This is a genomic window from Sphingomonas sanguinis (genome assembly GCF_001476905.1).
GTDB lineage: Bacteria > Pseudomonadota > Alphaproteobacteria > Sphingomonadales > Sphingomonadaceae > Sphingomonas > Sphingomonas sanguinis_B.
The window spans coordinates 1-793 of record NZ_LDTE01000177.1 but is presented as its reverse complement, the minus strand read 5'-3'; the positions used below and the strand labels follow the sequence as shown (position 1 = coordinate 793).

The following is a 793-nucleotide window of genomic DNA, read 5'->3' as shown; positions in this document are numbered from 1 at the left end:
GACAAGATCAAGATCGATCGGAGCTTTATCCGCGCAATGGATGCGCATGGCCCCGCGCTGTCCATCGTGCGCGCGTCGTTGGGCCTGGGGCGCAGCTTGAACATCCCGATCGTCGCCGAAGGGGTCGAAACCGAGTATCAATATGCGATGCTGCGCGACCTGGGTTGCGACCAGATCCAGGGCTATCTGATCGGGCGTCCCGCCATTTCCCACGCCCAGGCGGCCTGATCCGATCAGGGTCGGGAGCCGCTGTCGATCAGGCGACCTCTTCGGAGATCATCCGCACGATCATGTGCCCCGAATAGGGCTTGGGCACGAAGCGAACCCCGGCCGGAAGATTGTCGGGGACATAGCTCTGGTCCCCCGACGTCACGAGAACCGCGACGTGCGGATGCGTCTCGCTCACCCGTGTCGCCAGCGCCGCGCCATCGAGCGTTCCGGGCATGGTCACATCGGTGAAGATCACTCGTATTTCGGGATGCCGCTCCAACGCGACCAGCGCTTCGTCGGCACTGCTCGCCTGCACGACCCGGTATCCCGCATCCTCGAACGCGAACTGGACGTGGATGAGAAGCAGAGGCTGATCTTCAACGACAAGAATGGTGGGGGGCTGGACATCCATGGTCCCGCTAAAAGCCCACCATTCTGCATACGTTCCGAAATTGATTAAAATTAAGTGTATCCGGTTTCATGCGCCGCTGTCGGTCAGAAGGGCGAGTTGCTCCTCGGACAGGGTGAGCCGCATCGCGGGAGTCAACTCTGACAGCTGCTTCACGCTGGTCGCGCTGGCGAT

General features: G+C 61.4%; 2 protein-coding genes. One reads left to right on the top strand and one right to left on the bottom strand.

Annotated elements, in window-relative coordinates:
• Positions 1-228 (top strand): EAL domain-containing protein (locus tag SB4_RS18325; protein ID WP_153006339.1); only part of this gene is annotated, 228 nt, incomplete at its 5' end.
• Between the two features lie 28 nt (positions 229-256).
• On the opposite strand, the gene SB4_RS18320 is transcribed toward SB4_RS18325, so the two are convergent.
• Entirely contained in the window at positions 257-622 is a 366-nt protein-coding gene (locus tag SB4_RS18320; RefSeq protein WP_058717588.1) for a response regulator, read from the bottom strand.
• Positions 623-793: the final 171 nt, after the last annotated feature.

Coding starts and splice junctions, on each gene's coding strand:
- SB4_RS18320 (WP_058717588.1), bottom strand. CDS start 622: ATGGATGTCCAGCCCCCCACCATTCTTGTCGTTGAAGATCAGCCTCTG.